Origin of the sequence: Kitasatospora sp. NBC_01266, assembly GCF_036242395.1 — a bacterium.
GTDB lineage: Bacteria > Actinomycetota > Actinomycetes > Streptomycetales > Streptomycetaceae > Kitasatospora.
Genome location: NZ_CP108458.1, coordinates 2,214,961 through 2,240,408, shown reverse-complemented (window position 1 = coordinate 2,240,408; position 25,448 = coordinate 2,214,961). Strand labels below are relative to the sequence as shown.

General features: G+C 71.8%; 25 protein-coding genes. 9 read left to right on the top strand and 16 right to left on the bottom strand.

Annotated elements, in window-relative coordinates:
- Window positions 1–48 precede the first annotated feature (48 nt).
- From OG403_RS09225 to OG403_RS09215, 3 genes are all read right to left on the bottom strand, one after another.
- A complete protein-coding gene (locus OG403_RS09225) occupies window positions 49–702 on the bottom strand; it encodes a Pr6Pr family membrane protein (RefSeq protein ID WP_329563032.1) in 654 nt (217 codons plus the stop codon).
- Between the two features lie 107 nt (window positions 703–809).
- Entirely contained in the window at window positions 810–1,496 is a 687-nt protein-coding gene (locus tag OG403_RS09220; RefSeq protein WP_329563031.1) for a response regulator transcription factor, read from the bottom strand.
- A gap of 143 nt (window positions 1,497–1,639) precedes the next feature.
- A complete protein-coding gene (locus tag OG403_RS09215; protein WP_329563029.1) occupies window positions 1,640–2,875 on the bottom strand; it encodes a sensor histidine kinase in 1,236 nt (411 codons plus the stop codon).
- A gap of 308 nt (window positions 2,876–3,183) precedes the next feature.
- Here OG403_RS09215 and OG403_RS09210 point away from each other — a divergent pair, with 308 nt between their 5' ends.
- Genes OG403_RS09210 through OG403_RS09200 form a run of 3 tightly spaced genes read left to right on the top strand, consistent with a single transcriptional unit; the run spans window position 3,184 to window position 7,800 of the window.
- A complete protein-coding gene (locus tag OG403_RS09210) occupies window positions 3,184–4,380 on the top strand; it encodes a CaiB/BaiF CoA transferase family protein (RefSeq protein WP_329563027.1) in 1,197 nt (398 codons plus the stop codon).
- A complete protein-coding gene (locus tag OG403_RS09205; protein WP_329563025.1) occupies window positions 4,377–5,588 on the top strand; it encodes an acetyl-CoA C-acetyltransferase in 1,212 nt (403 codons plus the stop codon). Before OG403_RS09210 ends, OG403_RS09205 begins: the two co-directional genes overlap by 4 nt.
- A 40-nt stretch (window positions 5,589–5,628) precedes the next feature.
- Window positions 5,629–7,800: a 3-hydroxyacyl-CoA dehydrogenase NAD-binding domain-containing protein gene (locus OG403_RS09200; RefSeq protein ID WP_329563023.1), complete on the top strand. Its 2,172-nt coding sequence runs from the start codon at window positions 5,629–5,631 to the stop codon at window positions 7,798–7,800.
- Window positions 7,801–7,857: 57 nt separating this feature from the next.
- Here OG403_RS09200 and OG403_RS09195 read toward each other — a convergent pair whose 3' ends face one another.
- The 5 genes from OG403_RS09195 to OG403_RS09175 all read right to left on the bottom strand — a co-directional run bounded on the left by OG403_RS09195 (window position 7,858) and on the right by OG403_RS09175 (window position 11,091).
- Window positions 7,858–8,178 (bottom strand): DUF6087 family protein, encoded by a 321-nt coding sequence (locus OG403_RS09195; protein ID WP_329563021.1) that lies wholly within the window; start codon window positions 8,176–8,178, stop codon window positions 7,858–7,860.
- 10 nt (window positions 8,179–8,188) lie between these two features.
- Window positions 8,189–8,491, bottom strand: coding sequence for a hypothetical protein (locus tag OG403_RS09190; RefSeq protein ID WP_329563019.1), 303 nt, complete (start codon window positions 8,489–8,491; stop codon window positions 8,189–8,191).
- 350 nt (window positions 8,492–8,841) lie between these two features.
- The gene (locus tag OG403_RS09185; RefSeq protein ID WP_329563017.1) at window positions 8,842–9,528 is read right to left on the bottom strand and encodes a flagellin; all 687 of its coding nucleotides are present in this window, start codon (window positions 9,526–9,528) and stop codon (window positions 8,842–8,844) included.
- A gap of 114 nt (window positions 9,529–9,642) precedes the next feature.
- Window positions 9,643–10,410 carry a DUF5753 domain-containing protein gene (locus OG403_RS09180; protein WP_329563015.1) on the bottom strand — a complete coding sequence of 256 codons (768 nt, stop codon included), beginning with the start codon at window positions 10,408–10,410 and terminating at the stop codon, window positions 9,643–9,645.
- 210 nt (window positions 10,411–10,620) lie between these two features.
- The gene (locus OG403_RS09175; RefSeq protein WP_329563013.1) at window positions 10,621–11,091 is read right to left on the bottom strand and encodes an ATP-binding protein; all 471 of its coding nucleotides are present in this window, start codon (window positions 11,089–11,091) and stop codon (window positions 10,621–10,623) included.
- A 265-nt stretch (window positions 11,092–11,356) separates the two neighbouring features.
- Between OG403_RS09175 and OG403_RS09170 the strand changes: the two genes are divergently transcribed.
- Genes OG403_RS09170 through OG403_RS09160 form a run of 3 tightly spaced genes read left to right on the top strand, consistent with a single transcriptional unit; the run spans window position 11,357 to window position 12,657 of the window.
- Window positions 11,357–12,208, top strand: a complete 852-nt coding sequence (locus OG403_RS09170) for a helix-turn-helix domain-containing protein (RefSeq protein WP_329563011.1) — start codon at window positions 11,357–11,359, stop codon at window positions 12,206–12,208.
- Window positions 12,209–12,215: 7 nt separating this feature from the next.
- On the top strand, window positions 12,216–12,407 hold the full coding sequence (locus tag OG403_RS09165) for a hypothetical protein (protein ID WP_329563010.1): 192 nt from the start codon (window positions 12,216–12,218) through the stop codon (window positions 12,405–12,407).
- Window positions 12,408–12,465: 58 nt separating this feature from the next.
- A complete protein-coding gene (locus OG403_RS09160) occupies window positions 12,466–12,657 on the top strand; it encodes a hypothetical protein (RefSeq protein ID WP_329563008.1) in 192 nt (63 codons plus the stop codon).
- A gap of 33 nt (window positions 12,658–12,690) precedes the next feature.
- Here the strand turns inward: OG403_RS09160 and OG403_RS09155 are convergent, their stop codons facing one another.
- Both OG403_RS09155 and OG403_RS09150 read right to left on the bottom strand, forming a co-directional pair.
- Window positions 12,691–13,482, bottom strand: coding sequence for an SDR family NAD(P)-dependent oxidoreductase (locus tag OG403_RS09155; protein WP_329563006.1), 792 nt, complete (start codon window positions 13,480–13,482; stop codon window positions 12,691–12,693).
- 209 nt (window positions 13,483–13,691) lie between these two features.
- A complete protein-coding gene (locus tag OG403_RS09150; RefSeq protein ID WP_329563004.1) occupies window positions 13,692–13,910 on the bottom strand; it encodes a hypothetical protein in 219 nt (72 codons plus the stop codon).
- On the opposite strand from OG403_RS09150, the gene OG403_RS09145 reads away from it, so the two are divergent.
- A complete protein-coding gene (locus OG403_RS09145) occupies window positions 13,904–14,923 on the top strand; it encodes an ADP-ribosylglycohydrolase family protein (RefSeq protein ID WP_329563003.1) in 1,020 nt (339 codons plus the stop codon). The two genes, OG403_RS09150 and OG403_RS09145, sit on opposite strands and share 7 nt — an antisense overlap.
- 126 nt (window positions 14,924–15,049) lie before the next feature.
- A complete protein-coding gene (locus OG403_RS09140) occupies window positions 15,050–15,928 on the top strand; it encodes a methionyl-tRNA formyltransferase (RefSeq protein WP_329563001.1) in 879 nt (292 codons plus the stop codon).
- A gap of 7 nt (window positions 15,929–15,935) precedes the next feature.
- Here OG403_RS09140 and OG403_RS09135 read toward each other — a convergent pair whose 3' ends face one another.
- The 4 genes from OG403_RS09135 to OG403_RS09120 form a co-directional block, all read right to left on the bottom strand.
- A complete protein-coding gene (locus OG403_RS09135; RefSeq protein WP_329562999.1) occupies window positions 15,936–18,191 on the bottom strand; it encodes an ATP-binding protein in 2,256 nt (751 codons plus the stop codon).
- Between the two features lie 150 nt (window positions 18,192–18,341).
- Window positions 18,342–18,950: a DUF6879 family protein gene (locus OG403_RS09130; protein WP_329562997.1), complete on the bottom strand. Its 609-nt coding sequence runs from the start codon at window positions 18,948–18,950 to the stop codon at window positions 18,342–18,344.
- A complete protein-coding gene (locus OG403_RS09125) occupies window positions 18,943–19,212 on the bottom strand; it encodes a hypothetical protein (RefSeq protein WP_329562996.1) in 270 nt (89 codons plus the stop codon). Before OG403_RS09125 ends, OG403_RS09130 begins: the two co-directional genes overlap by 8 nt.
- Before the next feature lie 125 nt (window positions 19,213–19,337).
- Window positions 19,338–20,105 carry a MerR family transcriptional regulator gene (locus OG403_RS09120; RefSeq protein ID WP_442910886.1) on the bottom strand — a complete coding sequence of 256 codons (768 nt, stop codon included), beginning with the start codon at window positions 20,103–20,105 and terminating at the stop codon, window positions 19,338–19,340.
- A 97-nt stretch (window positions 20,106–20,202) separates the two neighbouring features.
- Between OG403_RS09120 and OG403_RS09115 the strand changes: the two genes are divergently transcribed.
- On the top strand, window positions 20,203–22,305 hold the full coding sequence (locus OG403_RS09115) for an NB-ARC domain-containing protein (RefSeq protein WP_329562992.1): 2,103 nt from the start codon (window positions 20,203–20,205) through the stop codon (window positions 22,303–22,305).
- Here the strand turns inward: OG403_RS09115 and OG403_RS09110 are convergent.
- A complete protein-coding gene (locus tag OG403_RS09110) occupies window positions 22,293–23,939 on the bottom strand; it encodes a translation initiation factor 2 (RefSeq protein ID WP_329562989.1) in 1,647 nt (548 codons plus the stop codon). The genes OG403_RS09115 and OG403_RS09110 overlap by 13 nt on opposite strands.
- Window positions 23,940–24,252: 313 nt before the next feature.
- Window positions 24,253–25,275, bottom strand: coding sequence for an isopenicillin N synthase family dioxygenase (locus OG403_RS09105; RefSeq protein ID WP_329562988.1), 1,023 nt, complete (start codon window positions 25,273–25,275; stop codon window positions 24,253–24,255).
- Window positions 25,276–25,448 lie beyond the last annotated feature (173 nt).

Below are 25,448 nucleotides of genomic sequence, written 5' to 3'. Positions count from 1 at the left end.
GGTCAGCTGTGCCGGTACGCCGGTACGCCGGTACGCCGGTTCGATCCGTCACACCTCGGCTGCGGCGGGCCGCAGCCGGCCGCGGACCGTCGTACCGAGCCGGTCGAGTCCGACCACCGCCGCCGCCAGCACGATGAACTCCACCGTCAGCTGGGCGATCTGCAGCCAGACGTAGCCGTAGCCCTGGCTGCTCGGGTCGAAGAAGAAGTACGGGTACTTGTTCGGGAAGCTCGGGAAGAGCGCCGCCCGGGCCATGGTCACCGCCGCGTAGCCGAGCGGGAAGGAGAGCCAGAGCGGGATGTCCTGCCAGCGGGAGGCGTTGCGCGGGCGCGCGCAGAGCCAGTCGAGCAGCACCAGCACCGGAGTGGTGTAGTGCAGCAGGAAGTTGGACCAGTTGGACAGCCGGTCCGGTCCGGAGACCAGGCCGGGCAGCGGGTTGGCGCCGTGGTTGAGCAGGATGTGTGCGACCAGGCCGGTGATCAGGATGTAGAGGGTGGCCGCGCCGCGCAGTCGGGGCGCCGGGGCCGCCACCGTGCCGCGCCTGGTCATCCAGTAGACCGCGCCGAGGAAGTAGCCGAAGATCAGCGTGTTGCTCTCGACGGTGAAGTAGACGAGCGAGCTGGTGCCGAGGACGAGGCCCAGCCCGCTGGAGAGGACGATGGCCAGGCGCCACCAGAGCGCGGGTCGGGTCCAGATGTTCACAGGGCGCTCGCCGGTCCGTTCTTGTCACGTCTGTCGCGTCGGTCGCGTGCGTCTGTCGCGCGGGCCGATCGTCGCACTGTACCCACGGGTCGCCGGCGGCGCGAGGTTCAGCCCGGCGAGACGAAGCCCACCTCGTAGGCGATGATCACCGCCTGGGTCCGGTCCCGCGCGCCCAGTTTGGCCAGCACGTTGGCCACATGCGTCTTCACCGTCTCGTGGCTCAGCAGCAGCTGGTCGGCGATCTCCGCGTTGTTCAGCCCGGTCGTGATCAGCCGCAGCACCTGGCCCTCGCGCTCGGTGAGGCGGGCGGTCGGGTCGGCCCGCCGGGCGGGGCCCGACCCGATCGTGCTGCGCCGGGCAGCCGCGAGTTCGCGGATCGCCGCCGGGTAGAGCAGTGAATCGCCGCGCGCCACCAGGCGGATCGCCTGCACCAGCTCGGTTGCCCTGGCCCGCTTGAGCAGGAAGCCGGCCGCGCCGGCCCGCAGCGCCTGGTACACGTAGTCGTCGTTCTCGAAGGTGGTCACCACCAGCACCCGGGGCGGTTCGGGCAGCGCGTCCAACACCAGGGCGGTGGCCCGGATCCCGTCCACCTCGGGCATCCGCACGTCCATCAGCACCACGTCCGGGCGCTGCTCGCGGACCAGCGGCAGCACGCTGCTGCCGTCAGCCGCCTCGCCCACCACGGTCAGGTCGGGTTCGGCATCGATCACCACGCGCAGGCCCATCCGGACCAGGCGTTCGTCGTCGGCGATCACCACCCGGATCGGCTCGTTCGGCTCGTTGGCTCCGTGCATGCCGCTACTGTCCGTTCTCAAGCTATAGCCATCTGTCAAACCACTGTTACTCGTCAAACCATTGCCACCCGTCAAACCACTGTCACCGGTCAAACTATTGCCACCCGTCAAACCACTGTCACCGGTCAAACCATTGGCCGCCCTCAAACCGCCGCCGCCACCGGCAGCCAGACCGCCAGCCGCCAGCCCGCCCCGTCCGCCGTGCGCCCGCTCTCGCAGCCGCCGTGCAGCGCGGCGGCCCGCTCGGCAACTCCGCGCAGGCCCCGTCCGCCGCCCGGGCGGCTGGGGCGGCCCGCGCCGATCGGGTTGGTCAACTCCACGTCCAGCCGCCCGCCCCGCACCTCCAGGCGCAGCGTGGCCGGCACCGGTCCGGCGTGCCGCAGCACATTGGTCAGCCCCTCCTGCACGATCCGGTACGCCTCCTGGGAGACCGGCGCCGGCAGCAGCGCCAGGCCGGCCCCGGTGTGGGTCTCCACCGTCACGCCCGCCAGCGCGAGCTGGCGGACCAGCGGATCGAGCCCGGCCAGCGTGGGCCCGCCGCCCCGGCCCGCCTCGTTCTCCTCCTCGCGCAGCACGCCGAGCACCCCGTCCAGCTCGCCGACCGCCTCGCGGGCCAGTTCCTCGATCGCCGCCAGCGCCTCGGCGGCGAACTCGGGATCGCTGCGCAGCACTCGGCTCGCCGCCGCTGCCTGGATCGAGACGGCGCTCAGCGCGTGGCCGACCGAGTCGTGCAACTCGCGGGCCAACCGGTTGCGCTGAGCCAGCACCACGGCGCGCTGTTCGGACACCGCGAGCCGCTCGGCCGGCGTCGGCCCGAGCAGCGCCGGCGCGCAGCGGGCCAACAGCGCGCCGGCGCCCGCGTTGGTGGCGAGCAGCAGCGCCAGCAGGCCGACCCCGATCAGCAGGTGGACCGGGGCGGCCGGGCGGGCCCAGGCCAGCCGCGGGGCGGCGAACACGGCGTGCGGGTCGAAGCAGAGCACCGCCACGGTCGGCGGCACCGAGATCGACATACCGCTGACCACGCCGCCCAGCAGCACGTGCAGGGCGAACCAGTGCGCGGTGCGACGCCGGGCCGCCCAACTGGTGGCCGGACCGCTCGCCAACTCGCCGGCCGGAACGGCGGCCAGCGCCCGGGCCGCCGTGCTGACCAGGACCCGGACCATCGGCAGCAGACCTGCCACCCAGGCCATCGGCAGCGCGATGAGCAGCGCGAGCCCCTGCGCGAGCAGGGCGTGCCACCCCGGGGCGGTCGGCATCAGCAGCGGAGTCAGCACCGTCGCCAGCAGCCAGAAGGGCATCAACAGCGCTCCACCGAGCACCAGATGCACCCACCGCACCCGGGCCCGGCGCCCCAGCAGCGCGGTCGCGATCCGTTCCATGCCGCCGACTTTACGGATCGTCAACTGGCGTGGCGTCCCGCTTCGGAGTGAGCCGGCTCCCTCGCGCGGGGGAGGGCCGATGGGCGGCGGGAGCGGGCGACCGCCAGGCGGGCCGGCTGACCACGGTGCTCCAACTGCTCGGCGCCGCCATGCCGCCCTGCGGGCGACGAAGGGGGTCCGACGACAGGCCCTAAGATCATCGTCGAGCCGTTTCCGGACCGGGTCCACCGCCCTTGTTACTCGCCGGTCACCGGCATACCATCCCGAGTGTTACAGCTTTACTGTCACGCTTGCGAGGAGGCGACCGGGTGACTGGGCCGTTGGCCGGGGTGCGGGTGGTCGAGCTGGCCGGGATCGGCCCCGGCCCGTTCGCCGCGATGCTGCTCGGCGACCTGGGCGCGGATGTGGTGCGGGTGGACCGCCCGAACGGCTCGCCGCTGGCCGGCGACCCGGCGCTGGACCTGACCAACCGCAACAAGCGTTCGGTCCTGCTCGACCTCAAGGCGCCGGACGGCGCCGACCGGCTGCTCGACCTGGTCGGGCGCGCCGACCTGCTGATCGAGGGCTACCGCCCCGGGGTGGCCGAACGGCTCGGCGTCGGCCCCGAGCCCTGCCTGGCCCGCAACCCCGCCCTGGTCTACGGCCGGATGACCGGCTGGGGCCAGCAGGGACCGCTGGCCGCCACCGCCGGGCACGACATCGACTACCTCGCGCTCAGCGGCGTGCTCTCGATGATCGGCCCGGCCGACGGGCCGCCCACCGTGCCGGCCAACCTGCTCGGCGACTACGCGGGCGGCTCGCTCTACCTGGTGGTCGGCCTGCTCGCCGCACTCCAGCACGCCCGCGCCACCGGCCAGGGCCAGGTGGTGGACGCCGCGATCGTCGACGGCACCGCGCATCTGGCCACGCTGTTCTGGGGCCTGCTCGCCGAGGGCCGCTGGCAGGACCGCCGGGGCGTCAACTTCCTCGACGGCAGCGCTCCCTGCTACGCCGTCTACCAGGCGAGCGACGGCGGCCACTTCGCCGTCGGCGCGCTGGAGCCGCAGTTCTACGCCGAGTTCGCCCGGCTGCTCGACCTCGGCCCGCAGGCGCCCGGCCAGTACGACACCGCCCGCTGGCCCGAGCTGCGCGCGCTGATCGCCACCCGCTTCGCGAGCCGCACCAGCGCCGAGTGGGATGCCGTCTTCGCGGGCACCGATGCTTGCGTCACCCGGGTGCTGACGCTCCGTCAGGCGGCCGCACACCCGCACCTGGCCGCCCGTGGCACCTATCCGACCCAGGGCGGCGTGACCCAGCCCGCCCCGGCCCCGCGGTTCTCCGCCACCCCCGCCGCGCTGCGCCGCCCACCGGCCCGCCCCGGCGCCGACACCGCCGAGGTGGCCCGCGACTGGGGGCTGCCCGAGCTCGCCGGTCCGCACGCCGGTCCGCACGCCGCCCCCTTCGCGGCACCGCCCGCCGCACCGCTTGTCGACCCCACCAACTCCCCCGAGAGGCAGCAACCGTGAGTACCGAAGCGTACGTCTACGAGGCGATCCGCACCCCGCGCGGCCGTGGCAGGAACGGTTCGCTGCACGCCACCAAGCCGGTTGACCTGGTGGTCGGGCTGATCCACGAAATGCGCGCCCGGCTGCCCGAGTTGGACCCGGCCGCGATCGACGACGTGGTGCTCGGCGTGGTCAGCCCGCTCGGCGACCAGGGCTCCGACATCGCCCGGATCGCCGCCGTGGTGGCCGGCCTGCCGGACACCGTGGCCGGGGTCCAGGAGAACCGCTTCTGCGCCTCCGGCCTGGAGTCGGTCAACCTGGCTGCTGCCAAGGTCCGTTCGGGCTGGGAGGACCTGGTGCTGGCGGGCGGCGTCGAGTCGATGTCCCGGGTCCCGATGGGCTCCGACGGCGGCGCCTGGGCGATGGACCCGATGACCAACTTCGACGTCTCCTTCATCCCGCAGGGCATCGGCGCCGACCTGATCGCCACCATCGAGGGCTTCAGCCGCGCCGACGTGGACGCCTTCGCCGCCGAGTCGCAGGCCCGCGCCGCGAAGGCTCAGGCCGACGGCCTCTTCGACCGCTCGGTGGTCCCGGTGCGCGACCGCAACGGCCTGATCGTGCTGGAGCGCGACGAGTACCTGCGCCCGGGCACCACGGTGGAGACGCTGGCCGGCCTGAAGCCCGCCTTCGCGGGCATCGGCGAGGCGGGCGGCTTCGACGCGGTGGCGCTGCAGAAGTACCACTGGGTGGAGAAGATCGACCACGTGCACACCGCCGGCAACTCCTCCGGCATCGTGGACGGCGCCTCGCTGGTGGCGATTGGCTCGCCGGCCATCGGCGAGCGCTACGGGCTGCGCCCCCGGGCCCGGATCGTCTCCGCCGCGGTCTGCGGCTCCGAGCCCACCATCATACTCACCGGCCCCGCGCCCGCCACCCGCAAGGCGCTCGCCAAGGCCGGGCTGAACGCCGCCGACATCGACCTGGTGGAGATCAACGAGGCCTTCTCGGCGGTCGCGCTGCGCTTCATGCGCGAACTCGGCTTCTCGCACGAGCAGGTGAACGTCAACGGCGGCGCCATCGCGCTCGGCCACCCGCTGGGCGCCACCGGCGCGATGATCCTCGGCACCCTGATCGACGAGTTGGAGCGGCGCGAGCTGCGCTACGGCCTGGCCACCCTCTGCGTGGGCGGCGGCATGGGCATCGCCACCATCGTCGAGCGCATCTGACCCCCTTCCTGACTTTCCTGGATTCCTGGAGACATTTCCCATGAGCGAGCTGACCGTTATCCGCTGGGAGCAGGATCAGGAGGGCGTGGTCACCCTCGTCCTGGACGATCCCAACCAGTCCGTCAACACCATGAACGCCGCCTTCACCGCCGACTTCGAGGCCGTGGTAGCCCGGTTGGCGGCGTTCGAGGGTCTGCGCGGCGTGATCATCACCTCCGCCAAGAAGACCTTCTTCGCCGGCGGCGACCTGCGCATGCTCTCGGCGGTCGGCCCCGAGGACGCCGAGGAGTTCTTCGAGAGCACGCTGCGGCTCAAGCGCGCGCTGCGCACCCTGGAGACCCTCGGCAAGCCGGTGGTCGCCGCGATCAACGGCAGCGCGCTGGGCGGCGGCCTGGAGCTGGCGCTGGCCTGCCACCACCGGATCGCACTCACCGCGCCCGGCAGCAAGCTGGGCTTCCCCGAGGTCACGCTGGGCCTGCTGCCGGGCGGTGGCGGCGTCGTGCGCACCGTGCGGCTGCTCGGGCTGGCCGACGCGCTGCTGAAGTGGCTGCTGACCGGCCGTCAGTACCGCCCGGCCGCCGCGGTGGAGGCCGGACTGGTGCACGAGCTGGCCACCTCGCCGGAGGAACTGCTGGCCAAGGCGCGGGACTTCATCGCCGCCCACGAGACGGCCGAGCAGCCCTGGGACGTCAAGGGCTACAAGATCCCCGGCGGCACCCCCGCCACCCCGGCGCTGGCCGCGCAGTTGCCCGCCTACCCCGCCAACCTGCGCAAGCAGTTGAACGGCGCGCCGTACCCGGCCCCGCGCAACATCCTGGCGGCGGCGGTCGAGGGCAGCCAGGTGGACGTGGACAACGCCTTCGTCGTCGAGGCGCGCTACTTCACCGAGCTGGCCTGCGGGCAGACCGCGAAGAACATGATCCAGGCGCTCTTCTTCGACATGCAGGCGGTCAACTCCGGTGCCTCGCGGCCCGCTTCGGTGCCGGAGCGGCAGGTGCGCAAGGTCGCCGTGCTCGGCGCCGGGATGATGGGCGCGGGCATCGCGTACTCCTGTGCGCGGGCCGGTCTCGAGGTCGTGCTCAAGGACGTCAGTGTCGAGGCGGCCGCGCGGGGCAAGGCGTACTCGGCCGGGCTGCTGGACAAGGCGGTGGCGCGCGGGCGCAGCACGGCGGAGCAGCGCGACGAACTGCTCGCCCGGATCACCCCGACGGCCGAGGCCGCCGACCTGGCGGGCTGCGACGCCGTGATCGAGGCGGTGTTCGAGAACGTCGAGTTGAAGCAGAAGGTCTTCCAGGAGATCCAGGGCCTGGTGGACGCCGACGCGCTGCTCTGCACCAACACCTCCACGCTGCCGATCACCGTGCTGGCCGAGGGAGTCGAGCGGGACGCGGACTTCGTCGGCCTGCACTTCTTCTCGCCGGTCGACAAGATGCCGCTGGTCGAGATCATCAAGGGCGAGCGCACCGGCGCGGAAGCGGTCGCGCGCGCCTTCGACCTGGTGCGGCGCCTGGGCAAGACCCCGATCGTGGTGAACGACTCGCGCGGCTTCTTCACCTCGCGGGTGATCGGGCAGTTCATCAACGAGGGCGTGGCGATGGTCGGCGAGGGCGTCGAGCCGGCCTCCGTCGAGCAGGCCGCGGCGCAGGCCGGGTACCCGGCCAAGGTGCTCTCGCTGCTCGACGAGCTGACGCTGACGCTGCCGCGCAAGATCCGGGGCGAGGCCCGGCGGGCGGTCGAGGAGTCCGGCGGCGAGTGGCAGCCGCACCCCGCCGACACGGTGATGGACCGCATGGTCGAGGAGTTCGACCGTCCGGGCCGCAGCGGCGGCGCGGGCTTCTACGACTACGACGCGGACGGCAGGCGCGGTGCTCTCTGGCCTGGACTGCGTGAGCACTTCGGGCGCGCGGGCGGGGTCGAGATCCCGTTCGAGGACATGAAGGAGCGGATGCTCTTCGCGGAGGCGCTGGACTCGGTGCGCTGCCTGGAGGAGGGCGTGCTGACCTCGGTCGCGGACGCGAACGTGGGCTCGATCCTGGGGATCGGCTTCCCGGCGTGGACCGGCGGGGTGCTGCAGTACATCAACGGCTACCCCGGCGGCGCGGCCGGATTCGCCGCACGGGCCCGGGAGTTGGCCGCCGCCTACGGCGAGCGGTTCACGCCGCCGGCGCTGCTGGAGCAACTGGCCGTGCAGGGCGGGGTGTTCAAGGACTGACGGCCCGGCGCCCCCGCACCCGCCGCTCGGGTGCGGGGGCGCCGCACGGTCGGCGCGCTACGGCTTCCGGTGGCGCCCTCGGCCAGGCGCCGTCGGATCGCGCAGTACGGTGCTCTCCGGGCGCGGCATCATCCCCCGCATCACCCCGTCACCGGCGATGCCGTGCAGCGCGCGCTGAGCCGCCGCGTAACCCTCCGCCGCGCCGACCACCACCCACTGGACGCCGTCCCACTCCTCCACGACGCGTGGCGCGGCCGGGTCGACGTGGGCGCCGCGCCGCACCCCGTCGGCATGGCTGACGCGCCGCTCACCGACCTGGCGACGGCGGGCGTCCCGCCGCGCGGCCCACAGCTCCAGCGGCTCCTCGAACTCGTCCACGGCATCCTCCTCACACGGACCAGGCGCTGGCCGGGGCGTCCAGCCATGCCCGGTGGGTACCGTCGGAGGTTACCGTCAGCCCGAACCGCCCCGGTCCCGGCTTGCGCTGCGCCGCCCACCAGCGGTAGGCCGCTTCGACCTCGTCCCACAGTCGGCGCGGGCCGTGCTGGTAGACGACGAACTCCTGTTCGCGGGAGCCGTCGTAGTCCACCGCGGCCCAGGACGTGGCGTCCGTGGTCGCGACCCACAGCCGCGAAGCGACCCCGTCCAGCGGCTCCACCTGCCAGGCATGCCAGACGTCGCCGAGGCGCATACCGACGGCGAACGGACGGCCAGGGCGGCGGCCTGCCACTCGGGGGCCACGGGGTGGCCGAGTTCATCCGCGAGGGCCCGAAGCAGGCCGCGCATGGCGACCCTTGCCCCGGGTGGCTCTGGTGTTCCGTCACTCTTCGTACTACTTCCCGCGTTTCGGGGCGGGCTTGCTCTTCTGACTGTCTTGGTTCGGTGCAGAGGTGCCCGGGTCCTTGTCCCCCGAGTGCTTGCCCTGGCCGCCGTCGTTGCTGCCGGTTCCGCCGCCGGAACTGCCGCCCTTGCCGGTTCCCCATCCCATGACTGTGAGTCAGATCTGCAGCATCGGATGATTCGAACGCACGGTCGATGGTGTCAGCGCAGCAGTTGGAGGACGCCTTGGGGGAGCTGGTTGGCCTGGGCGAGCATGGCTTGGGAGGCCTGGGTCAGGATGTTGTTCTTCGTGAAGTGCACCATCTCGCCGGCCATGTCGGTGTCGCGGATCCGCGCGTCGGAGGCGGTCAGGTTCTCCACCGCGTAGTCGTTGCTGCGGATCGCGGACTCCAGGCGGTTGGAGAATGCGCCGAGGTTGGACCTCTGGTCGGTGACGGCCTTGATCGCGACGTCGATCTTCGCGATGGAGGAGTTGGCGTCGATCGCCGTCATGACGTTCACGCGCGCCTGGGGCTGCTGGGGGTCCTGTGACGCGGCGGTGGTGATCTCGTCGGTGTAGAGGTAGTCGACGGCAGCGGCGAAGACAGCCACGGCGCCCGCGTCGTCGGTGGCCTCTGCCTCCTGGGTCGGCGGCGGTGTGCTGAGGTCGATGAGCTGGGGGATGGAGGACGCCAGCTCGGTTGCGGCCTCCTGCGGGCTGGTGCCCGCCTCAGTGGCCAGGGCCTGGAGTTGGTCGGGGTCGATGTGGGCCAGGAGCACCTCTGCCGTCAGGGACTCGTTGGGGCCGCTGCCCACCCACGAGGCCACCAGCTCCAATGTGGCCGGGTCGTCCGCCAGGGACGCCAGGATGTCGGCCAGGGCTGGCAGGCTGTCCGTCGTCTCGCTCAAGATCGCCTCTTTCGGTCCGTGAGTTCGCAGGGCACACGCCCCACGAGGGGGATCATCCCCCCTGCCTGAGCGGACTACAGGACATTGACGAAGTTCGGACAAGTCGACAGTGCGTCAGGGATAATGACGAACCCTCATGCGTCGAGGGAGCGGAAACAGCACAGCCCCGACCGCAGGCCATCTGCTGGCGGCTCGGCCATAGACAGCCATCCGCGCCAGCTCGTCGAACGCCCGTGCGTAGTCGGCGAGTTCGCGTGGCTGTACCACGTTGATCTCAGCGGTCAGCGTTTCCACCACGGCTGCACTGCTGTCCTGCAAGTAGAACGCTTCCAACGGCCACATGGTGCGCTCGGCTCCGGTGGGGATGATGCCGAGGGCGACCGAGGGCAGCGGCAGCACCGTGAGCAGGTGCTGGAGCTGGCCACGCATGGTCGCGGGGGTGCCGATGCGGTTGCGCAGGACGGCCTCCTCCAGGACCACGACGAAGCGGTGATTGCCCTCGTACAGGTAGCGGCTGCGCGCGACGCGGGCGGCGACCGCTTCGGCGACATCGTCGGGGGTTCCTTGGAATCGCGTGATGGCCTTCAGCAGCGCGGTGGCGTAGGGAACGGTCTGGAAGAACCCGGGGACGACATTGGAGACGTAGACGCGGTTCAGGGCGATCTCGGCATACTGCGCCAGGGTCTGCTCTTGGACGCGGCGCATGCCGCCGCGGTGGATGCGGCGCCACTCCAGGTACATCGACTCGACCGCCCGCGCGGTGGCGATCAGGTCGTCCGCCTGGTCGTCCGCTCCGCAGGCGGCACACCAGGCCCTGATGTCGGGGTCGGACGGCTGCGACTTCGCGTTGATGATGCGTGAAGTGTCCGTCACGTTCTGCATCGTCGAGCGCCCTCCCATAAGAAGCTGGCCGGGTGAGTCTGCGCCACCGTCGTGCAGAGCCGGCGGTTGGTCAAGAGGGCCAGCAGGGGCTGGCAGTGGATCGCTGGTGGCCGCCCTGAGGCAGCTGAGATATCACCGGAACGAGTCTGTTGTGGCACTGCGAGCGGCCGTTCTGTCCCCTCCAGGCAGGACGGCCGCTCGCAGGCTTTGTCAGGACGTACGGATCCCCGCGATGACCGACTTGCCGCGCGTGCGGCGGGGGAGGACGCCCCAGGCGTCGCAGAGCGCGTCGACCAGCAGCAGGCCGCGCCCGCTGCAGGCTTGCGGGCCGGGAGAGTTGGGGGTCGGCGTGAGGCGGGTGGAGCTGGGGTCGGAGACCGCGAGCCAGTAGTGGCCGTCGGCGGTCCAGAAGACCAGTTCGATCACCTCGTCCTCGTCAGGGCGGGCGCCGTGGCGGATCGCGTTGGTGACCAGCTCGGAGGTCAGCAGGCGCAGCTCGTAGGAGAGTTGGGGTGGACAGTGGTGCGGCAACGCGTCCCGGACGGCCTGTCGCGCGCGGGGCACCGAGGCGAGGCGGGCGGGGAACCGCCAGTACAGCGGGACGGCGGGGATGGTGGGAGTGGCGGGGGTGGTGGGCGCCGTGGGGGCGTTGGCAGGGGAGGGGAGCGGGATTCCAGGCATGGCTGACTCCTCGCGGGTGTGCGGTGGTTGACACGGCGGCGCCGGTGGCTTGCCTCCCTGGGCGCGGGCATGGCCGTTCCAGGGAAGGTGGGCATGCTCGCGCGGTGCACTTCCGGCGGTTGCCTTCTGTGATCTGCGTGCTACTTGAAGCTAGCGTGCTGCGGTGCAGAAAGCCATCAGCTCAGGGTGCAATTACCCCTATCGAGGTGGACCGTGGACCGTCGAACGCGGCAGACTGAGGCCAGCCCACGCCAGAGAGGACCGCATGCCGACGCGACCAACACCCACGGAGCGCCAGAAGCGCCTGGGCGCCGAACTGCGTAAACTCCGCCTTGCGGCAGGTGCGAGCACCGACTATGCGGCGGGCCTGCTGGGCATCGACCGTACGAGAATCTCCAACATGGAGTCGGGCACTCGTGCCATCGGGCCCGACCGAGTGCGGACCCTGGCCAGCAACTACGCCTGTTCGGAAGCTGGTTATGTCGATGCCCTGGTGACGATGGCCGACAAGTCAGAGCGTGGCTGGTGGGAGCAGTATCGAGGGACCCTCCCACAGGGTTTGCTCGACATCGCCGAACTTGAGTGGAACGCAACGCGGCTGCTCACCGCGCAGACTGTTCATCTGCCAGGTCTTCTCCACACCGAGGACTACGCCCGGACCGTCTTCAGTGCCGGACTCCCGCCGATGTCGAGGCTGGAGGTCGAGCTGCGCGTGAACCACCGCTTGGAGCGCCAACGCGTGCTTGAAGCGCCCTTCGCGCGCCCCTACATCGGATTCGTGCACGAGGCGGCTCTTCGTATGCAGTTCGGAGGCCGGAAGGTGACCCAGGCTCAACTCGATCATCTCTGTGCCACGTCAGAGCGAGAGAACATCATCCTGCGCGTCATCCCTGTAGCCGGAGGTGCCTTCCCTGGCGCCGGTCACGCGCTTCTCTACGCCGAGGGCAGTGTCCCTCAACTCGACACTGTGCAGTTGGACTCCGCCCACGGACCGGAGTTCACCCATGCCGAGGCCCAGCTCGCCAAATACCGTGCACATCTTGACTGGATGGATGAGGCTGCACTGACGCCCGAGAAGTCGCGGGACTTCATCCACGCCATCGCCCGCCAACTTTAGGAGACCAGTGCCTCAGATCACTTGGGAAGATCCCTTCTGCGCGGAGGGCAACAACTGCTTCCGCCTGGGTACCGACACCTCCGGCAACGCGTACATCGCCGTCGTCGGCCAGGAGGACCGCCCGATCACCGATTCTCTCGAGGCCTTGCGCACCCTGATCCTGGACATCAAGGCTGGCAAGGCCGACCATCTGCTGTAGGTCACCTCGGCCAGGGCGGTGGTTCAACGTTGCCCTGGCCGCCTTCGAGGGGAGTGCGATGCCCGCCATCACCTGGGAAGATCCGTTCTGCGGCGAGGGCAATTCATGCTTCCGCCTGGGTACCGACACCGGCGGCAACGCCTACATCGCCGTCGTCGGCCAGGAGGACCGCCCCATCACCGACTCCCTCGAGGCCCTGCGCGCCCTGATCCTGGACATCAAGGCGGGCAAGGCCGACCACCTCCTCTGATCCATCACGCCCGCTCGGCGGCCCGATGCCCGGTCAGGTGCTCTTGATCTGCCCGCCGTCGATGACGAATTCGGCACCGGTGATGTTGGCGGCGCGTGGCGAGGCGAGGAAGAGCACCAGGTCGGCGATCTCCTGTGGCTCGGTGACCCGTCCGGTGGAGATCGCCATCTCGCGGGGGAGCACCTTGTCCAGAACGTCCTCGGTGCTGCTGCCCGAGTCGCCCGCGACGGCCTCGGCGAAGCCGCCCGGCGCGGTCCAGAACGGGGTGCGGACCGGACCCGGGGCCACCGCGTTGACCCGCACCCCCTGGGGAGCGAACTCCTCGGAGAGGGCCTTGGTGAGGTTGCTCAGCGCGGCCTTGGCCGCGGAGTAGTCCACGACGGAGGGGAACGGCAGCCGGGCGTTGATCGAACTGACGTTGACGATCGCGCCGCCGCCGTCGAGCAGGTGCGGCAGTGCGGCGCGACTGGCTCGCACCGCACTGAAGAAGGTCAGCTCGAAGATCCGTTGCCACTGGTCGTCCTCGACGTCCAGGAAGCCGGAGCGCGCACTGGTGGCGCCGAGGTTGTTGACGAGAACGTCGACCCCGCCGTACTGCTCGGCCGCAGCCCGGACCAACTGCGCTGGCCCGTCCACGCCGGCCAGATCAACCGCAACGACGCGGACCCCGTACCGCTCGCGGAGCGCGGCGAGCTCCGCCGTCTCGGTGCGGCTCCCGGCCACCACCCGCGCCCCCTCGAGCGCCATCGCCTCCGCGACGGCCAGCCCGATGCCCTTGCTCGCACCTGTGACGACGGCGACCTTGCCGGTGAGGTTCATTTCCATCGCTGCGTACTCCCAAGGCGTGGATTCCGGTGGGTGCGGCCCGAACGGGCACCGCGCCCCAATTGTGATCGCTCGGGCGCGCCGAGAGCCGTTGTCGCCACGCGCGCCGGGCAGCTACTTGCGGTTGAGCTGACTGCGCGTCAAGAATCAGTGGGCGGCTCGACGATGACTCCGGGCTCGTTCGACGCCTGGGTGGCCCGGCTGACGGGTCAGTTGTTGATGATCTGCAGGTTTTCGACGTTCGTCCCGAGGTTGGTGTCGGTCACGTACAGGGTGTGACCGTCGGGACCCACGGCCAGGCCGTCGACGTAGGTCCCGGCCAGCCCGCTCACCGTGTCGGCGGCCGATTCCCGGCAGCCGAGGTGGTCCGCGCGGTCGGCATAGGATCGGCGGGCCGGAACGACGAGACGGGGGCTACGGGATGACACGCGCGACTGGAACACTGCTGGGGCTGGCCATCGGGGATGCCATGGGCTTCCCCGCCGAGTTCAACACCCTCGCGCAGATCGAGGCGAAGTTCGGGCCCTGGCGCTCCCTCCCGCTCCCGGTCTCCTCGGGCACGGCCTACGTCACCGACGACACCCAGATGACGCTCGCGCTCGGCGAGGCCCTGCAAGAGGTACTGCAACCGGTGCTCCTGACCGGCCCGTTCACCGCCGAGCGGATGGAACCGCCGGTGCGGGAGCACTTCCTGGCCTGGTACCACTCGCCGGAGAACAACCGGGCCCCCGGCGCCACCTGCCTGCGGGCCTGCGAGGCCCTGGATCGCGGCGGCGTCTGGCAGCAGGCCAGCGAGGTCGGGTCCAAGGGCTGCGGGGCGAACATGCGAGTCGCGCCGATCGGCCTGATCCCGGGGCTGAGCGCCGAACAGCGTTCCGGCGCGGCCCAGTTGCAGTCGGGCCTGACCCATGGCCACCCGACCGCGCTCGCCGCCAGCGACCTGACCGCGCACGCCGTCCACCTGCTGGTCCAGGGCACGGCGCCGACCGACCTGCTGCCGCTGCTGCGCGCCTACGCGCTGGAGAACCGGGAGGTGTACCGGGCCGACTGGCTGGGCGATCTGGCCGAACACGCCCAGGATCCCGACCGGACCTCCTTCATCTCCCGTGGCTGGGCGGACTGCCTGGCCGTCCTCGACCGGGTCGAGGCCGCGCTGCCCGCCGCCGATCCGGACGCCGACCCCTGCCTGGCCACCGGCGCCGGATGGATCGCCGAAGAGGCCTTCGCCACCGCGCTGTTCTGCTTCCTCCAGTACCCCGACGACCCGGTGACCGCCGTGCGTCGCGCCGCTTACTCCTCCGGCGACTCCGACTCGATCGCGGCACTGGCCGGGGCGTTCGCCGGCGCGTGCCACGGGGCGGCGGCGTGGCCGTCGCAGTGGGTCGAGGTCATCGAGTACCGCGAGCGCCTGCTGGCCCTCGGCACGGCCTGGGACCGGTAGCGCGGGCGGGCGACGCCGGAGCAGGAGCCGCCGAGACGGCGCGGGGGCTGCGCCTGCTCGCACGATGCCGCGTACTGAGCGTCAAGTATCCTGCACGCGCGGTGTTCTCGGCTGGCGGGAGGAAGCGTGTCGGATCCCTTGCGGGTCGTTCTGATGTCCTATGGCGCCGAGGGGTTCGCCAATCTGCTCGAGCCGTGTGTCGCGGCGGGCCATCAGCCGGTCGCCTGCGTGTATGCCGCCCCGAGGCGGCCCGGTGAGCCGGCGGCGGCTGCCTCGGGCGCGGCGGTCGGCCGTGTCCTGGCACAGTTGCCGCCTGGGCCGGACCTGCTGCTGCCGCGCAGCGTCGCGGGGCTGGCCCGTGCGCTCGCGGGCTATCAGCCTGACCTCGTGGTCTGCGACGGGTTTCCGTGGAAGCTGTCGGCCGAGGTCCTTCGCGTGCCACGGCTCGGCGCGCTGAACATCCACCCGTCGCTGCTGCCGCGTCATCGTGGGCCGATGCCGATTCACTGGGCGGTCCGGCACGGTGATCCTGAGACCGGCGTGACGATCCACTGGATGGACGAGGACTTCGACACCGGTCGGATCCTCGTGCAGCGCGGTGGTATCGGGCTGCCGGACGAGGTGGACGGCGACCGTGTCTTCGCCCGGATCCAGGCCCTCTCCCGCGAGCTTCTCCCCGAGGCGCTGGCATTGGCCGCCCGTGGCTGCGCGGGAACCGCACAGCGTGCGGAAGGTGCGACGTACGAAGGCGTCATGGGGCCGCAGAGTGCGGTCATCGACACGTCCGCGAGCCGCCGCGACGTCCACAATCTCATCCGCGCCTTCCGGTTCGGGTTGTTCCCGATCCCTGGCCCCTTGGCCGTTGTCGATGGCCAGTGGGTCGCTGTGCTCAAATCCCGTACCGGTCCCGGTGACGGGGTACGGCTCGAGTGCGCGGATGGGCCGCTGTGGATCGTGGAGTCGGTCCCCGTGCCACCACGAGGGGTTTGGCTGGCGGACGACTGATGGACAGTCAGATATCCTGTTGCAGACTGCTCGTGATCCGTTCGCGCAGGCGTGCGGCGCCGGGATCGGTGAATCCGTCCAGTAGTCCGAGTGCTTCCAGCCGGTAGCGCTGCACGTCCGTGGGCGCATCACCGTTGTCCAGGGCGTCGGCAAGGTGGCAGAGGACCACGGCGCATTGCCACCCGTCACCGAGCTCCCGGTGAACGGCCAGCGCGCGGCGGTGGAACTCGCTTGCTTCCTTGCCTCGGCCGAGGGCGAGGTAGGCCTGGCCGGTGCCGTCCCAGGCCAGAGCTTCGCGGCTGCGGTCCGCGAGACGTCGCTGCAGGGTGGCTGCGCGGTGGTAGGAGGTCAGCGCGTCGGCCGCTCGGCCAGTGGCGCGTTGGGCGTGTCCGAGCTGGGTCAGCCAATGGCCTTCTGCGACCGAGTTGTTCAGCTCAAGTGCGAGGTCGACCGCACTCAGTGCACTGTCCAACGCCTCGTTCTCGCGACGGGCTTCGAGCTGGATCTCGCTGAGGACGCGCAACGCGTTGCCCTCGGCCCAACGGTCGCCCTTCTCCCGGAAGGTCTCCAGGCCGGCGCGCACGAGTCGCTCGGCGTCGGCGGATCGTCCGAGCGCCAACCGAGCCTCGGCGAGGTTGACTGCCACCCGCGGCTCCCAGTAGGCGTCGTGCAGATCCTGGAACAGGGCCACGCTGTGTTCGAAGACGTCCTGCGCGAAGGCCGGCCGACGGCGACGCAGCTCCACGAGGCCAAGTCCGTTGAGGGTCAGGGCCTCGCCGAAGGAGCCGCCGAGCTCCCTGCGGAACGCCAGCGCCGCCTGGTAGTGCTCGGCTGCCAGGTCGAGGTGGTTCGACTGGGTGTACGCCATGCCGAGGCTCTCGTGCAGCTCCGCCTGGCCGTGGCGGTCGGCGTCGCGCTGGGCGGCTGCCAAGCCCAACTGTGAGGTCGCGAGCCAGTCCTGGAAGGGATTGCGGATCATGTAGAAGGCGCGCAGCACGACGGCGAGTCGCCAGGCGACGTCGTCCAGGCCCATGGTGGTTGCGGTCCGGGTGGCAGCCACCAGGTTCTCGTGTTCCACCTCGAACCACTGCAGCGCGCTCGCTTCGTCGCCGAACACCGGCGGCTCCGGCGTCAGTTCGACGGGATCCAGCGGAACCCGGGGCTCATTCGGAGCCATGAGTGCCTGGGCCGCGTCGGCTGCGTGCAGGTACCAGCCGAGCACCCGCCGAACGGCTCGCTCGCTCTCCTGCGGCGCTTGCTCGCTGCGCGCCTGGTCGACGGCGTAGGCACGCAGCAGGTCATGGAAGCGGTAGCGGTCCGCAGCGCTCTGCTCGACCAGGTGAGTCGCGGCGAGTCCGTCCAGCAGACGGCGGGTCTGCCGGGTACTCGCTGAGGTGAGTGCGGCGGCGGCCGAGGTGCTGAACTCGCCGGTGGGGTGCAGGCCGAGCATCCGGAACAGCCGCGCGGCGTCGGTTGGCAGGGCTCGGTAGGACCAGGCGAAGACCGAGCGAACGGCCTCCGATTCCTCCTCGTCCTCGCCGGAGAGCGCGTCCCAGAGGCTGGATTCATCCCGCAGGTCCTGGATCAGGTCGTCCAGCAGCATGCGTGGACGGCAGGCGGCGCGTTCGGCCGCGATCCGCAGCGCCAGCGGGAGTCGGGCGCAGAGCCGCGCCAACTGGGCGAGTTCAGCCGGGTCGTCCCCGCTGCGGTAGTCCGCCGTCACTGTCCGCAGGAGTTCGACGGCGTCGTGCTCCGCCAGGACCTCCAGGGTCAGGTGGCGGGCACCCTCCCGCACGCTCAGGCCGGAGAGGCGATGGCGGCTGGTCACCACGACCAGACAGCCGGGGCCGCCGGGCAGGAGCGGGCGGACCTGGGCGGCACTGGAGGCGTTGTCGAGCACGATCAGCATGCGGCGGCCGGCCAGCAGGGTTCGATAGCTCGAGGCCATGGCTTCAAGGTCGGTGGGGATCGCGGCGGCTGGGGGGCCAAGGGTGCGCAGGAAGCGGTCAAGGACCTGTACGGGAGCCACGGGTGCGTGCGGATCGTGGCCGTGCAGGTTCGCGTACAACTGCCCGTCCGGGAAGTGCCCGTGGACGGCGTGCGCCCAGTGCAGTGCCAGGGAGGTCTTGCCGACTCCAGCCGTCCCGGTGATCACCAGGACCTGGGCCGCGGGCGGATGCTCGACCAGCAGCCGGTCCAGGGCCTCCTGCTCCGCCGTCCGGTTGACGAAGCCGCCTACATCCGTGGGCAGTTGCCAAGGCACGGGTTCGCTGTGCCGGGTGGTGGGCGAGGCCGCGTGGAAGTGAACCGGTCCCTTGATGTCCCGGGCCTGCACGACATGGCCGGCAGATCCGGAGAGCGATGAACTCGTGCTGCCCGAAGAGCCCTCGGCTGCCTCTCCTCGTCCCACCGCTCAGCGCTCCGCCGGTGACAGGCCGGCGGCTTCGCGGGTCATGAAGTCGGCGATGTCCTCGCCCTGTTCGTAGAGGTGGGCGATGAACCGGGCGACCCGCTCCCTGGTCGTGCGGTCGGTGTAGCGGGTGGCGCCGTCGGCGAGGCCGGCCGCGTCGTACGAGATGTCGTAGACGGTGTCCGGTCCCAGCGTGATCAGTTCGGGAAGCGACCCGCCACGTTCGTACGGGGCGAGTTGCCCGGGGCCGACAATGCGGATCAACTCCCCGCATTCGGCGCGTAGTCGCAGGAGGTGTAGCTCCCAGGTGAGATACGCGCTGATCGGGAACTCGACGACGCGCACCCGCAGTAGCCGACAGCCGTGGTCGGCTGCCTCGCGGGAGAGCTGGAGCAGGTCGGCACGCCTGGCCTCGATCAGCTGCAGCGCCTGCGCCCAGTCGCCTTCGACGTAGGCCCGCCAACTGGTGTCCTCGGGCTCCTCGAAGTGCTGGCGGCGCTCCAGCTTCCACGAGTCGTAGCCGTCGACCGCGAAGTCGCGCTTGCGGAAGTCGGCTCGATAGGCGTCGAGGGCGAGCCGTGCACCCGGCGAAGCGGTGAGGAGGTCACGCATCCGGCAGGGCCGCCTTCGCGGCGAGCAGGGTGACCCGCGGGATGACGACGAGGCGCTCGCCTGGGCCGATGACCAGGTCCGATGGCAGGCCGGCCGGGTAGGCCGCAGTCAGATCCCGTCCGATGACGGCGATGTCGCCGTTGTCGAGCTCCCAGATGTCGGGGCAGCCGTCCCGGCCCCCGGTGGTGCCCAGCTCGGTCGGCGACTTGCCCAGGCGGCGGGTCAGTACGGCGGTGGGATCCGCCTCCCAGGGCTGGCTCATCACTCCTCCAGAGGTCCGAACGCGTGGCCGCACTGTCACGTAGCGTACAAAGCCGGCTGACGCACCGTCAATCGCTGTCGGTCCGATGGTCGGGCCCGGTCCCGGCGTGTTCGAACTGGCCGGCGTCAACCGCCCTCCGGCTGGCCCCCCGCCGCCAGCTGCTCGGCGAGCGAGCGGTGGAAGGCGGTCACCAGGGCCTGGGTCAGCAGGGGTTCGATCTGGCCGGCCTGCTCGCGCATCCGGTCGACCTCGGCCTCGTCGGCGCCGCTCTCGCGGAAGGGCTTCCAGACGGTCTCGCGGAAGAGGCGGTGCAGTTCGCGGGCGGTGGCCTGGCTGTGCAGGCGGACCACGGCGCGGGTGGCGACGATGGTCTCCAGCGGGATCGGCAGGTCCAACACCCGGGCGCCCAGCGGAAGCAGGCCCGGGTCGACCAGGAGCTCCCCGTCCTGCTCGGTGCGTTGGAGTGCGCCCATGGCGACCAGTTGGTCCAGGTCGGCTTCGGAGAGGGTGCGGCCGACCCGGCGGGAGAGCTGCTCGGCGGTGGCCTGCTCGGCGGTCTCGGGGGCCCAGACGGCGATCAGCGCCCGGTGGATGGCCAGGTCCAGGGCGCTGATGTCGGACGGGAGTTGGTCCAGGTAGCGGTCGATCGCGGCGAGGGTGAGCCCGAGGCGCTGCAACTCCTCGATCAGCTCCAGGCGGTCCAGGTGCTCGGCCCCGTACAGGCCGACCCGGCGCGGTCCCAGCTGCGGCGGCGGCAGCAGGCCGCGACTGCTGTAGAAGCGCAGGGTCCGCACGGTCACCCCGGCGCGGGCGGCGAGTTCGTCGACGGTCAGACGCAGCACGGTGGGGCTCCTGGTGGGACAGTCCTGCTGTGACAGTAGCAGTGTGACCATCCGCTCGGTCCAGGAGTGCGAGCGGATGGTCGGACCCGTGCGGTGAACCGGCGCCTGCCTACCCGTCAAGCGGTCCACCGGGGCGTAGGGTTGGCCCGTGGCTGAGGAGACGTACAACAGGGTGGACGGGCACGCGCAGGTGGGGGCGGTCTTCCAGGCCCGGCGGATCGGCGAGGTCCATCACCATGTGCACGCGGCGCCCGCCCCCGTCCTTCCGGTTCCTTTCCAACTTCCGCCCGCTCCAGCGTACTTCGCGGATCGAACGGCTGAGCAGGAGCGGATCCTGCGGGCCGCCGAGAGCCATCGCGGTCCGGACGGGCCGCTGGTGGTCGCGTTGACCGGGATCGGCGGGATCGGAAAGACCGCGCTCGGGTTCCAGGTCGCCCGGCGCCTCAGCGAGAGGTTCCCGGACGGGGTGCTGTACGTCGACCTCGACGACCTGCGCCGCGAGGGTGTGGTGGAGGTCGCTGACGCGGTCGCCCAACTGCTGACCGACCTGGGGGTCGATCCGGGCTGGCTGGAGCGCTCCTTCGCGGGCCGCTCGAAGCAGTACTGGACCCGCACCCGGGACAAGCGGCTGCTCGTGGTGATCGACAACGCCCGCTACGGTGCCGAGGTCGCGGCGCTCCTTCCCTCCTCGGCGGCGAGTCTGGCGATCGTGACCAGCCAGGGGCCGCTCTACGACCTCGACGGCGTTGCCGCGGTCGAGGTGCCGATGAGCCCGCTGGCGCCGCAGGACGCCACCCGGCTGCTGCGGCACATCGTCGACGATCCGCGGCTGGCGGCCGAGCCGGATGCCCTGCTGGAGCTGGTCCGAGGGTGCGGCGGGCTGCCCGCGGCGCTCCAGGTGGCCGGCCAGTGGGTCCGCAGGTACCGCCGCCGCAGCCTGACCCGGCTGGTCGCCGAGCTCACCGCGGAGCTGCACGGGAAGGGGATCCCGATGGTCGAGGCCGTGTGGGATGCCGCGTACGCCTCGCTGGGCCCCGAGGCCGCGCTGCTGTACCGCCTGTTGCCGCAGTTCCCCGCACCGGTCGTCTCGGCCCCCGCCGCCGCCGCGCTGCTGGGCGGCTCGCTGCTGCCGGCCGAGGACGCGCTGGAGGAGCTGGAGGCGGCGGGTCTGCTGGAGAACCGGCCCGAGGGCTACCGGATGCACGAGCTGCTGCGCGGGCACGCCGTCCGCCGCTCCCGCGAGGCGGACGCCGACGGGGCGCGGACGGCCGAGGCACGGGGCCGGCTGATCCGCTGGTACCGCCGCCAGGCCGCGCGGGCCGACCTGCTGGCGGCCGGCGCGCGGCTGACCCTGGCGGCGGTCGAACCGCCCGTCGCGGGCGTGGCCGACGTGGAATTCACCGCCAAGCCGGAGGCGCTGCGCTGGCTGGAGGGCCAGCGGCTCGCCCTCTACGGCTGTGTCCGACTCGCCTTCGACGCCGGGCGCCACGACGATGCCTGGGCACTGTGCGAGCCGCTGTGGACTCACTTCCTCGACCACCAGCACTACGCCGACGTCACGGATGCCTTCACCACCGGTGTGGCCGCCGCCGAGCGGGCCGAGCACCTGGCGGCGGTGGTGCGGCTGCGCTGCCAGCTGGCCAGGCCGCTGTGGGAGCAGGCCCGCTACCCGGAGGCGGCCGAGCAGTTGCGCCAGGCGCTGAACACCGCTTCTGCCCTCGGCGACTCCACGCAGGAGCGCAAGCTGAAGGCGTCGGCGGTGGAGTTCCGCGGCATCCTGAAGTCCGTCCAGGGCGACTGGGCCGGCGCGGCAGCGGACTTCGAGGCCTCCCGGCAGGAGCACGAGGCGATCGGGAACGCGTACGGCGTGCTGCTCCAGACCTATCTGCTCGGCCGTGCCGCGCTCGCCACGGGCGAGTTCGACCGCGCGGTCGAACTCCTGGGCGGGGCCCACCGGATGGCACAGGAACAGGAGCGGGAGCGGATGACCGCGCGGACCGGGTTCGAACTCGGCCGTGTCCTGCGGCGGGTCGGACGCCTGGAGGAGGCGGTCGTGCTCTCCCGCTCGGCCCTGGCGAACGCGCGGCAACGGGGGTCGACCACCGACGAGGTACGCGTTCTGACGGAGCTGGCCGACCTCGCCGAGCAGGCGGGCCGCGGCGCCGAGGCCGAGGAGCACCGGACAGCGGCGCGGCTGCTGGCCGAACGCTCCGGCGCGTTGCCCGGCAGCAGCACCGATCAGATTTCGTAGCCGAGGTCCGCGTCGTCGGCCTCGGTCAGCTCGACCCGGACGGTGAGCGGGCCGAACTCGCAGGTCAGCGTGGTGGGTCCGGGCCACTCGGCGGTGCTGCCGAGCCAGGCGTGGACCGCCGAGACCGCTGCCGCCGGGTCGACCCGCAGCACCCGGCCGTCCAGCGTGCACGGCTCGACGCGGACACTGAGCACCGCGCCGGAGCGATGTCTGACCAGGCAGCGCTCCGGCGTGAGGATCGCGGCGACGGTCCGGCGTCCCGGCGCCTCGTCCAGCATCCGCGCCGTCCAACCGCCCGCGGTCCAGCTGCTGCTGTGCGGGGGGTGCGGGCCCGCAGCGGCCCGGCGCCAGAGCACCGCCGCGCTCTGCTGCTGCCGCGGGTCGGCCGCCGGGGACTCGGCGGCCAGATGATGCGCCGGACCGGGGGCGAACGCGGGGAACCGCTCGACGCGGACCCGCTGCCCCGTCACCTCGGCCCGCACCGCGTACGCCGTGGGGTGCCGGGCCGGTCCGCCGGGGGCCGGGAACGGGTGCGGGTGGGCCGGCCGGGAGCGGGGCGGCAGCTCCAGCAGCCGGTAGAGCTCGTGGTGCAGGCGCGGCAGCGACTCGCCCGGCAGGGCGAACGCCGTTGCGGCGAACGGGCGGGAGTCCCGCAGCCGCGCCTCGGTCAGGGCGTCGGTCAGGGCGTCGGTCAGCTCGGCGGGGCCGGCCGGATCGGCCAACCAGGGTGCCTGCGCGAGTACGTCGGCCATCGGACTGCCCGCGATCAACTCCTGTCCGCCGTCGTACGCACCGATCAGCGGCCGGCCGAGTGCCGCCGCGTACAGGGCGGTTGAGCCGTGGTCGGTGATCACCGCGTCGCAGGCGACCAGGAGCGCGGCCCACTCCTGGTAGGGCCCGGCCAGGACCAGGCCTGCCGCCAGCGCGGGTGCGAGGTGCCGGGAGAGGTCGAAGGTGCCGATCCTGCTGTGCTCGTTGGGGTGGAGGAGCAGGGCCACCTGGTAGGCGTCGTGGGGCAGGCCACCGACCAGCGCGGCGGGCAGCCGCGGCCGCCGGGCCAGCAGCGACTCCGGACCCCAGGTCGAGGTGAGCGCGATGAGCCGGCGTTCGCCGGTGCCCAGGGCGGCGCGGTACTCCTCGCGGTGCGGGACCGAGGCGAGCACTCGGTCCAGCGTCGGATCCCCTACCACCCTCGCTCGGGCCGCCGCCGGCGGACAGGACTCGGCGAGCCTGCCGAGCTGGCTCTCGTGGGCCAGCGCGTGCAGATTGACCCAGGGTCGGCCGTCGGCGAGCAGGTAGCTGGGGTCGAGCCCGGACGGGAGCCGCGGTGAACCCTCATGCGGGATCGCCTTGTTGAACCCCGCGCCATGAGGAAGCAGCACGCGTGGCCCGGAGAGCACCCGCAGCGCGCCCTTCGGGCTGGCGGCCAGAATCAGGTCGTGCGCGCGGCGGCGGGCTTCGGTCCAGCTGACCGAACGGATGCCCGATCGCTCCACGGCGGCCAGCGCGTCCACGTCGAAGTCGGAACCCGGGACCAGCGTGAAGCGGCAGACGATGCGTTCGTCACCCTCGAAGGCCGGCAGCACATCCAGCAGCCGATGCAAGGCGCCCGCCGAGCGAACCGCGAAGAGCACGGTCCGCTGTCCGCTGTCCGCTGTCCGCTGTCCGCTGTCCGCTGTCCGCTGTCCGCTGTCCGCTGTCCGCTGTCCGCTGTCCGCTGTCCGCTGTCCGCTGTCCGCTGTCCGCTGTCCGCTGTCGCGCGAATCGTGGATTGTACCCGAGGCTTTCGAAGACGGGATGCCGTCGCGGCTGATCGTGGTCGGCGGGATGTGAGCCTGCTGCGGCATGGCCGCGATTCTACGCACCGGCTCCGCCGGGTGGCCGTGGCACAGGCCACCCGGCGGATCGGCGACGGCCACAGCGGTCAACCGCCGTGCTGAGGCACCGTCAGCCCACCAGCTGCGCGTGGTGGCGCCTGGCGACCTCGGGGTGGGCGCGCAGGTAGCCCTTCAGCTCGTTGCGGCCGAACTCGGCGTAGAGCGGGTTGGCCGGGTCCTCGGTCGCGCCGGGGGCGTGGTGGGCGTGCGGGAACTCCAGCGGCGCGATGTGGGCGTCCAGGCGCGGGTTGTAGAAGAACGGCACCGAGTAGCGCTCGCGGCCGCCGGGCGGGCTGACCACGCGGTGGTTGGTGGCCTTCAGGTAGCCGTCGGTGGCGACCTCCAGCAGCTCGCCGAGGTTGACCACGAAGGCGCCCGGCATCGAGGGCACGTCCAGGAAGTCGCCGTCGGGCATCTCCACCTGCAGCCCGGGCACGCCGTCGGTCAGCAGCAGGGTGAGGAAGCCGTAGTCCTTGTGCGCGCCGACCCCTTGGCCGGTGCCGTCGGGGGCGCTGCCGGGGTAGCGCACCAGCTTGAGGCGCAGGTGCGGGTGGCCGGCGAAGGCGTCGTCGTAGAAGTCGGCGGGGGCGCCGATCGCGGCCAGCAGCTCGTGCAGCAGGCGCTCGGCGATACCGCTCAGCCGCTCGATCCAGTGCAGCGAGGCCTCGCGCAGCTCGGGCAGCCCCTTGGGCCACTGGTTGGGCCCCTCCAGCCACCAGTAGTCCGGCTCGCCGGGGGCGGGGCGGTGCTCGGGCAGCTCGGCCCCGATGTCGATCTGGTCGCGCCAGTCGCTGCGGCCCTGGGTGCGCTCGGTGCCGGTGCGCGTGTAGCCGCGGAAGTGCGGGGAGTTGAGGTTGCTGATGGCCAGCCGCTCGGCTTCCGGGAGGGCGAAGAAGGCGTGCATCGCCTCGGTGAGTTCGGCGGTCTCGCGCTCGGTGACGCCGTGGCCGGTCAGATGGAAGAAGCCGACCTCGGTGGCGGCCCGGTTCAGCTCGGCCTGGAACGCGGCCCGCTGCTCGGGGGTCCCGGAGGCGGCGGAGAGGTCGATCACCGGCAGGCCGGCGGCGGGGGTGGCTATGTGCTGCTGCGACATGAGGGTGACATCCGCTGGGTTCGGCCCGGCTGCTCCCGGCGGTGGCCGGGTGGACCGGGGACGCGGCGGGTGATGGCGCGGCGCCCCCGGTGCCGGGGTCCTGGAAGGTGAGGGGATCGGGGTCAGCGGTGGCCGCGACAGGACATGCTCGTGACGCGGAGCAGGTCCACGTG